Source organism: Bradyrhizobium genomosp. I (2014) (assembly GCF_000261685.1).
Classification (GTDB): domain Bacteria; phylum Pseudomonadota; class Alphaproteobacteria; order Rhizobiales; family Xanthobacteraceae; genus Bradyrhizobium.
On record NZ_AJQE01000360.1, the window covers coordinates 1 to 7709 of the forward strand.

Sequence of the window (7709 nt, forward strand, 5' to 3'; positions counted from 1 at the left end):
GCAAGCTTCGGCTGTTCCGGCTTGAGCTCTGGCTTGGGCTCCGGCTTGAGCTCCGATTTGGGCTCTTCCAGTCGCGGATCCGCCTTGAGCTCGACCTTGGCCTCGGCTTTGGGCTCGGCCTTGGTTTCGACCTTGGTTTCGACCTTGGCCTCCGGCCTGGCGGCGACGACGGTTTTCGTCCCGTCCGGCAGCAGGCGGCGAAACTCGGTCGGGCCGATCACCAGTGCGGTGCCGACCAGCGCGAGCAGACAGAAGGCAATGAAGGCCTTGGACGCGGTAATCATCTGAAAGGACCTTGAGTAGCAAATCAGCCGAAGCCGGCAAGGTGCGCCGATTTGGCTGCGGCAGCAAGACGGTCGATGGAATGATGAGCCTCCGTCCAGCCCCAGTGATGAACCGGCGCCACCCCGCCGGCGTCCAGTCAGCGAGGCCGTTTCGCGGCATCTCTTCGCGGCATTCTCTCGTGAGCATATCTTGCCGCCGCGCCCGATGGCTGGCGCTTGTCCTGACGGTGGCCGCTTCACCCGCACGAGCGACCCGCGATGGCCGGCGCGGCTCCAATCGGGGAACCAACCCTCTGATTCCGCTCCGAATTCATATTTCCCTAACCATCAATGGTAACGGGGTCTTGTCGGTTCTGCTGCATCTTGCATCCCACGGGAGGGCTGGATGGGCGCATCGATCCGATCGACCGCGCGACTGCGCGCGTTGCTCCGCCGTTGGCGCGGGGCGCCGCTGACGTGGCTGATCATCGGCGGCTTCGTGCTGATGCTTGCGACCGCCATCGGCACCGCGCTCACCGTCGACCGCTTCCGGCAGAATGCGATCGAGAGCGGCCGCAACAGCCTGGAAAGCTCCGTCCGCATGCTCGCCCGGCATTTCGACCGCGAGTTCGAGGACTTTGCGGTGCTGCAGAAGAGCATCATCGCCGAGCTCGAGAGCCGCGGCATCGAATCCGCTGACATGTTCCGGGGCGAGATGGGCACGCTCGCCGTGCACGAGGTGCTGCGTGCAAAGGCCAGCGGCTGGTCCGACGTTGCCGGGGCCAATCTGTTCGATTCCAGCGGCGTGCTGATCAACTCGTCGCGGCAATGGCCGGTCGCCGACGTCTCGGTCGCCGACCGCGGCTATTTCAACCGGCTCAAGAACGATCCCGCCTCGCAGGAGGAGGTCGAAGTCGTGCCCGGACGGCTCGGCAGCGGACCGGCGATCGTGTTCGCGCGGCGCGTGTCGGGCCCGCACGGCGAATTCCTCGGGCTGGTCTCGCGTGCGATTGCGCCCGAGCAGCTCGAATCCTTCTTCGCCTCGACCGGGCTCGGCGAGGAATCCTCGATCGCGATGCACCACCAGAACGGCCAGCTGCTCGCGCGCATTCCGCATGTCGAGGCGATGATCGGGCAGAACTTTCGCAACGGCACGCCGGAGCAGGTCGCGGTGTTCGAGCGCACCTTCGTCTCCACGCAGCTCACAAGCCCGATCGACGGCAAGGACCGCATCGTCGCTTCGCGCCTGCTCGCCGGCGAGCCGCTGGTCGTGGTGGCGACCAGGTCGCTGGATGCGACGCTGGCGACCTGGCGCGCGCAGACGAAATTCTTCGTCGCGATTGCCGTGCTGTCGATCGGCCTGCTGGTGCTCACGCTCTATCTGATCTTCCGCCAGGTGACGAACCGGCTCTCGCTCGAGAAGCAGCGCCTCGACACCGCGATGAACACGATGACGCAGGGTCTGCTGATGTTCGACCAGGACGAGCGGCTGATCGTCTGCAACCGGCGCTACGTCGAGATGTACGGGCTGTCGGCCGAGGTGGTGAAGCCCGGCGCCCATTTCCGCGACGTGATCCGGCACCGCCGGGACACCGGCTCGTTCGAGGGCGACATCGAGGCCTATTGCGACGGCATCCTGAGCAATATCGGCCGGACCCAGAGCACCATCGTCGAGACCGCCGACGGCAGGCTGATCGAGATCAAGAGCCAGCCCGCCGCCGGCGGCGGCTGGCTCGCCACCCATGACGACGTCACCGAGCGCATCCGCGCCGACGAGCGCATCGCCCACATGGCGCACTACGACGCGCTGACCGACCTTCCCAACCGCGCGCTGCTGCGCGGGCATCTGGAACGCCGCGTCGCCGAGCTCGGCCAGGGCAAGCCGTTCGCGATCCTGTACATCGACATCGACGAGTTCAAGGGCGTCAACGATTCGCTCGGCCACGAGGTCGGCGACGAATTGCTGCGCCAGGTGGCGAACCGCCTGCGCGCCTGCGTGAACGGCAACGACATGGTCGCGCGGTTAGGGGGCGACGAATTCGCCATCGTCAAGGCCGGAACGAACGACGCGGCCGAATTGGCGGCGCTGGCGGAAGCGATCCTCGAGGCGTTGCGCGCGCCGGTGAATTGCAAGGGCCAGGAGATCCCGACCGATGCCAGCATCGGCATCGCCGTCGCGCCCGATCATGGCGACAATCTCGACGATCTGCTCAAGCGCGCCGATCTGGCGATGTATGCGGCGAAATCGGAAGGGCGCCGCACCTTCCGCCTCTTCGCACCCGAATACGACGCCAAGGCCCGGCAGCGGCGGCAGCTCGAGCTCGATTTGCGTCACGCGCTCGTGCGCGGCGAGTTCGAGGTGCACTATCAGCCGCTGGTCGACCTCGCGGCCAATGTGGTCACCGGCTGCGAGGCGCTGCTGCGCTGGCGCCACCCCGAGCGCGGCATGGTCTCGCCCGCCGACTTCATTCCCGTCGCGGAAGACACCGGCCTGATCGGCGAGATCGGCGAATGGGTGCTGAAGCAGGCCTGCCGCGAAGCCGCCTCCTGGCCCGACCGGATTCACATCGCGGTCAACGTATCTCCGGTCCAGTTCCGCTCGCGGACGCTGGCGCTCAAGGTCGCGGCCGCGCTCGCGGAATCGGGGCTCGCGCCCGGACGGCTCGAGCTCGAGATCACCGAGACCGTGCTCATCCGCGACGACGAGGAAGCGCTGACGATCCTGCAGCAGCTGCGCGAGCTCGGCGTGCGCATCGCGCTCGACGATTTCGGCACCGGCTATTCATCGCTGAGCTATCTGCACCGTTTCCCGTTCGACAAGATCAAGATCGACCGCAGCTTCATCAGCGACATCGGCGAGCCCGAGGATTCCTCGCCGATCGTGCAGGCCGTGGTGCACATGGCCGCCGCCCGCCGCATGGCGACGACCGCCGAAGGCGTCGAGACCGAGGCCCAGCGCGAGGTGCTGCGCCAGCTCGGATGCAGCCAGATGCAGGGCTGGCTGTTCAGCCCGGCCGTACCCGCCGCGAAGCTGAAGGAGCTGCTGGCGGCGCAGGCGGTGGCGGCCTAAAGCATGATCCGGAAAAGTGCGAAGCGGTTTTCCGGAAAGATCATGCGTAAACAACAACCCAAAGCGCGATGATGATTCATCCAAATCTCATCGCGCTTTAGCGAAGCGGAACGCGCCTATTTCGGAACGTGGACCAACGCTGCGGCGCTTTCGACAGGCCCGGAGGGCCGCATTCGTTCACCCGTCGCGCGGGCGAGAGCGCGTTGCACGGCAATCCAGCTCAGAAGCGCGATCGCCAAACCGGCGATGACATCGCAAAAATAGTGGCTTCCATCCACCGGCGTTGCCGCGATCATCGCAACATTGAGCAGGGCGGCGATACTTCCGACATATCTGACCGGCCACAGCGCCAACAGGAAGAGCAGTCCGAGCGCGGCATGCAGGCTGGGAAAGCTGATAATTCCGTCGGCGCCCTCCGCGACCAGATGACGAAAGGTTCCGTCGCGCAATCCAAAGAACACGGGAAGGGGCAGATCCCGCGTCACCGGCACGATAGTCGGAGAGTTGATCGAAGACAGATGCAGATGGCCCCAGACGCCCTGCGCCGGCATCAGGGTCGACACGCCGATCGTCAGAAGGGTCGTCAGCACGAAGCTCAGCATGAAGACGCGCAATCGCAGGGCATGCCCCGCCGCGGCCAATACGACGACGATGGCCGTCGTCTGCACGGCAAAACTCGCATAGGCGAGCGCCAGTGTCCGATGCAGAAGCGGCGCGGCGTTCATCGCATCGAGCCACGACATCCAGTCGAAGCCGAGACGCCGGTCCAGCGCGGCGAGCTCACCGTCCCAGAGCGGGAATGCCGCGCTCGCTGCGACATAGGACAGAGGAGCCGCCACCGCCGCAAATGCAATGAGCTGGGCAGCCCCGATCAACGCGCCGGCGAGAGCCGCGTCCTTTCTGACGGTCGCATAGAACCAGCTCATCAACATGAGCAGGACGGCGACGAGGGCAGGTTTCCAGAATGAGATCCATTCGATCCGGAAGGGCCCCAGCATCGCCGCGATGAACACGACAGCGGCCGTGGCCCCGACGGCGATCCAGACGATGCGATCGGCGTGCTTCGACGGGTCAGGGTCGAGGGGTTCGGTCATGGGCGGCGATCGACCACGGCGGCGGCCGGAACGGCCGGCGGGATGACGTATGACGCTGCGACTTGCAGTTGGGGCCACCTTTATCGGACGAAGATTAAGAGAGTCGTTCGCCGGACCGTTCAATTGCCTTCAGCCGGCCGGGCCGGCAGCCCCATCGAAGCCGCCGCCCGAAAAATAGGATCAAACCCTGGACCTCGCGGTTATCGCCCTGCTGAGACGACCGGACCTCCGGCCGGCGGGCATCAGGCAATATCGCTTCACGCGTGGCGCAGGCGGCTCGCGTCCGCGCCGTTGCGCGTGCGCGAGACCGAGCGAGGCGACATGGCGATCGTGACTTTCAGGATGATCCCCCTCATGGCGGCAGCAGCCCTGATCGGCCTGTCCGCGGAGGCCCGCGATGACGGGCGCTACGCAAACTCTCCCCTCAAGGGCTGGTTCGAGGGCCTGCACAGCAAGGGCGGTGGCCCCTGTTGTGCCAACGCCGACGGCACCGCGCTCGACGATGTCGACTGGGACACGCGGGACGGGCACTACCGGGTGCGCCTCCTCGGCAACTGGATCGAGGTACCCGACGACACGGTGATCACCGAGCCCAACCGCGCCGGGCGCACCATGGTCTGGCCGTATTACGTCAACGGCCGCCCCATGATCCGCTGTTTCATGCCCGGCAGCATGACGTGAATCGAGACCGGGATCGGGATGCTCACATCGACCGTCGGGCCGCCCGCACTTCGGCGAATTCGGCGTCGGGGTGGCTGACGATGGTGGCGACCATGATGCCGCTGATGATCAGCGACCAGGCCGTGTCCCAATAGATCCAAAACACGAGCCAGCCTCCGTTTCCATCTCTCGCCCGCCGTACCGGGCCAACGGCATAGCGAGGCCGCCGTTCCCTGGCGCGACGACCGTCCAGCCGCATGCGGGCGGACGAGGCGCTATTTTGGTTTGGTCGGCGGCGGCGCGCGATCGGTTTGGCCGGTGTGGCGCTTTGCCACGACGTCCTCGTCGCACTCGCCCTCGCGCGGCCGTGGCGGAAGCTCGGGCTGGCCGGCCTGACCGCCGTGCTTGCCGCCCATGTCGGGCTTGCCTTCGAGATCGTTTTCACGGGGCATGCCGGTTCAACGCGTTCGCACGGCATTGGTTCGCAACAGCATTGAGCCTGCCGCGGGAGGCCACCGACCTACGTAAACATCCGCAATTTCGCAGGGCGCGGCTTGGCGTCATATCTCGGTCATGGACCGCCAGATTGTCTTCAAATGCCCCCAGACCGGCCTCAACGTGCAGCATCGGTTTACCGACGAGCCGGCCGATCGCACCTATGTGTCCGTGTCCTGTCCGGCCTGCACGCGGCTGCATCTGATCGAGCGTTCGACCGGCAAGCTGCTGGGCGACCGACGCGGCTGACCGTTAACGCGGCGCCGTAGCCTGCGCCGTCACGTCTTCGACGTGGTGCAGCAGGAAGACCAGGTGGCCGTTCGCGTCGTGGATCGGCGAGTTGATCGGCTGCCAATGACGTTCGACGAAGGTGCCGCCGGGATCGCGGATATCGTAGCGCTGGATCGCCATGGCATGGGCCCGCCCCGTCTCGCCGACGATCCGCAGGCTGCTGTAGAGATTGCTGACGCCATCGGCGAGCGGATCGTCGGGATTGTCGGGAAACATGTCGAACAGGGACCGGCCGACCACGTCGGTCCGGCTGATGAAGGTCGCCGCCGCGTAGGCGTCGTTGATGTCGACGATCGACAGGCCCGGCCCGGGGTCCAGCAACATATAGGGATGTGGCGAGCCGTCGAACTCCGGCTGGAATTGCCGCCGGATCATTGCGGCGTCGATGTGCTGCCGCCGGCGATGTTCGAGCGGCGTCGAATCGGCACCCGACGCAGCCGAGTTCAGCAACGCCAACTGGCGCTTCGCCGAGGCCAGCAGCGCGCGCACGGTGCTCTGGACCGTCGGATCGGTCGTCTCATTGAGCAACCGCTCGAAATGGACGATATTCTGCTCGCATACGAACTGGCGCATCCCGTCTCGACTACGAGTTGTACGGCGGCAACGCCGCATCGCTCCCGATCCTAGTTCCATACAGGTGGATCTGGCAGATGAGAAGATCGTGATCGGCCGCACCCGGGGCCCCGGACCGCCACGACAAGCGCGCCCCAAAAGCGCGAACCTGTTCTCCAATCCCGCGACTAATCAAAGGCTTGCCGCTGCCTGCGGCGGTGCGGCATCTCGTTTTGGGGCGACGCGGCCATAGTGTGGGCGGCGGCCATCTGCTATCGATTGGAGACATAGCCCCTGTGGAATTTCCGATGCGTCATTTGCCCCGTGCCGTTGTTCGAAGCCTGTGTCCCGCAGCCGTCGCCGGCCTGCTCGTCTTCGGCCCCTATCCTGCCGGAGCCGCCGATGACGACGCGCCCAAGGGGCCGGCGGTCACGGTGCTGAAGGTCGCGAAATCCTGCTTCTCCGATATCGTCGAGGCGGCCGGCACGATCATCGCCCGGGAGCAAACCTCGGTGCGGCCCGAACGTCCCGGCCTGAAGGTCACGGACGTGCTGGCGGAAGCGGGCGATACCGCCACCGCGGGCCAGGTGCTGGCGCGGCTGGCCCTGCCCGAAGGCGGCACGCTTCAGGTCACCGCGCCCGTGGCGGGCGTGATCGCGGCCTCAACTGCGCAGATCGGCAACTTCGCCTCGGCCAAGGGCGAGGCGCTGTTCACGATCGTAGCGCGCAGCGAATACGATCTCGTCGGCCTCGTCGCCACCACCGATGTGCGCAAGCTCGCTGTCAATCAGCCGGCCACCGTGTGGATCGCAGGCGCCGGCGACATCAGCGGCAAAGTGCGCCGCATCGGCCCGACCGTCGAGCCGAACATCCAGCAGGGCATGGTCTATATCGGCATCTCCTCGCAGAAGCGGCTGCTCCTGAACGCGAGTGGGCGCGCGCTGATCAAGACCGGACAGAGCTGCAACGTCGCGGTGCCGCTGACCGCCGTGCAGTATTCATCCGCGGGCACCGTGGTGCAGGTGATCCGCCGCAACCGCGTCGAGACCAAGCGTGTCGAGATCGGCTTGATGTCGGGCGGCAATATCGAGGTCCGCGACGGCCTCAACGAAGGCGATGTCGTCGTCGCCCGCGCCGGCGCGCTGCTGCGCGAAGGCGATCCGGTGCGCCCGGTGATGGCCGCGGAAGCGGCGAAGTAGTCGCCGCAATACCGTCATTGCGAGCGCAGCTCCCTCAACGCCGTCATTGCGAGGAGGACCTGTCATCGGGCCGCGCTTCGCGCGG

8 protein-coding genes and 1 pseudogene are annotated in these 7709 nt (G+C 66.2%); 4 read left to right on the top strand and 5 right to left on the bottom strand.

Annotation, left to right across the window (positions count from 1 at the left end):
- Positions 1-284: pseudogene (locus IC50_RS31540) on the bottom strand (LysM peptidoglycan-binding domain-containing protein); the annotation flags it as partial.
- 385 nt (positions 285-669) lie between these two features.
- On the opposite strand from IC50_RS31540, the gene IC50_RS31545 reads away from it, so the two are divergent.
- On the top strand, positions 670-3333 hold the full coding sequence (locus IC50_RS31545; RefSeq protein WP_035714472.1) for a bifunctional diguanylate cyclase/phosphodiesterase: 2664 nt from the start codon (positions 670-672) through the stop codon (positions 3331-3333).
- Positions 3334-3449: 116 nt separating this feature from the next.
- On the opposite strand, the gene IC50_RS38580 is transcribed toward IC50_RS31545, so the two are convergent.
- The gene (locus IC50_RS38580) at positions 3450-4427 is read right to left on the bottom strand and encodes a phosphatase PAP2 family protein (RefSeq protein WP_050991158.1); all 978 of its coding nucleotides are present in this window, start codon (positions 4425-4427) and stop codon (positions 3450-3452) included.
- Positions 4428-4748: 321 nt separating this feature from the next.
- On the opposite strand from IC50_RS38580, the gene IC50_RS31555 reads away from it, so the two are divergent.
- A complete protein-coding gene (locus tag IC50_RS31555; RefSeq protein ID WP_035714482.1) occupies positions 4749-5108 on the top strand; it encodes a hypothetical protein in 360 nt (119 codons plus the stop codon).
- 22 nt (positions 5109-5130) lie between these two features.
- On the opposite strand, the gene IC50_RS43790 is transcribed toward IC50_RS31555, so the two are convergent.
- Positions 5131-5253, bottom strand: a complete 123-nt coding sequence (locus tag IC50_RS43790) for a hypothetical protein (RefSeq protein ID WP_256375944.1) — start codon at positions 5251-5253, stop codon at positions 5131-5133.
- 109 nt (positions 5254-5362) lie between these two features.
- Complete coding sequence (locus tag IC50_RS41615; protein WP_157461130.1) at positions 5363-5539, bottom strand: hypothetical protein; 177 nt, start codon at positions 5537-5539, stop codon at positions 5363-5365.
- 121 nt (positions 5540-5660) lie between these two features.
- On the opposite strand from IC50_RS41615, the gene IC50_RS41620 reads away from it, so the two are divergent.
- Positions 5661-5831: a hypothetical protein gene (locus tag IC50_RS41620; RefSeq protein ID WP_157461132.1), complete on the top strand. Its 171-nt coding sequence runs from the start codon at positions 5661-5663 to the stop codon at positions 5829-5831.
- Between the two features lie 3 nt (positions 5832-5834).
- On the opposite strand, the gene IC50_RS31560 is transcribed toward IC50_RS41620, so the two are convergent.
- Positions 5835-6446, bottom strand: coding sequence for a PAS domain-containing protein (locus tag IC50_RS31560; RefSeq protein WP_035714475.1), 612 nt, complete (start codon positions 6444-6446; stop codon positions 5835-5837).
- 287 nt (positions 6447-6733) lie between these two features.
- Between IC50_RS31560 and IC50_RS31565 the strand changes: the two genes are divergently transcribed.
- Positions 6734-7624, top strand: a complete 891-nt coding sequence (locus tag IC50_RS31565) for an efflux RND transporter periplasmic adaptor subunit (protein WP_035714485.1) — start codon at positions 6734-6736, stop codon at positions 7622-7624.
- Positions 7625-7709: the final 85 nt, after the last annotated feature.

Excerpts from the sequence above, each read along its gene's own strand:
- IC50_RS31560 (WP_035714475.1), bottom strand. The coding sequence starts at position 6,446 with ATGCGCCAGTTCGTATGCGAGCAGAATATCGTCCATTTCGAGCGGTTG.
- IC50_RS41620 (WP_157461132.1), top strand. The coding sequence starts at position 5,661 with ATGGACCGCCAGATTGTCTTCAAATGCCCCCAGACCGGCCTCAACGTG.
- IC50_RS31565 (WP_035714485.1), top strand. The coding sequence starts at position 6,734 with ATGCGTCATTTGCCCCGTGCCGTTGTTCGAAGCCTGTGTCCCGCAGCC.
- IC50_RS38580 (WP_050991158.1), bottom strand. The coding sequence starts at position 4,427 with ATGACCGAACCCCTCGACCCTGACCCGTCGAAGCACGCCGATCGCATC.
- IC50_RS31555 (WP_035714482.1), top strand. The coding sequence starts at position 4,749 with ATGGCGATCGTGACTTTCAGGATGATCCCCCTCATGGCGGCAGCAGCC.
- IC50_RS31545 (WP_035714472.1), top strand. The coding sequence starts at position 670 with ATGGGCGCATCGATCCGATCGACCGCGCGACTGCGCGCGTTGCTCCGC.
- IC50_RS41615 (WP_157461130.1), bottom strand. The coding sequence starts at position 5,539 with ATGCCCCGTGAAAACGATCTCGAAGGCAAGCCCGACATGGGCGGCAAG.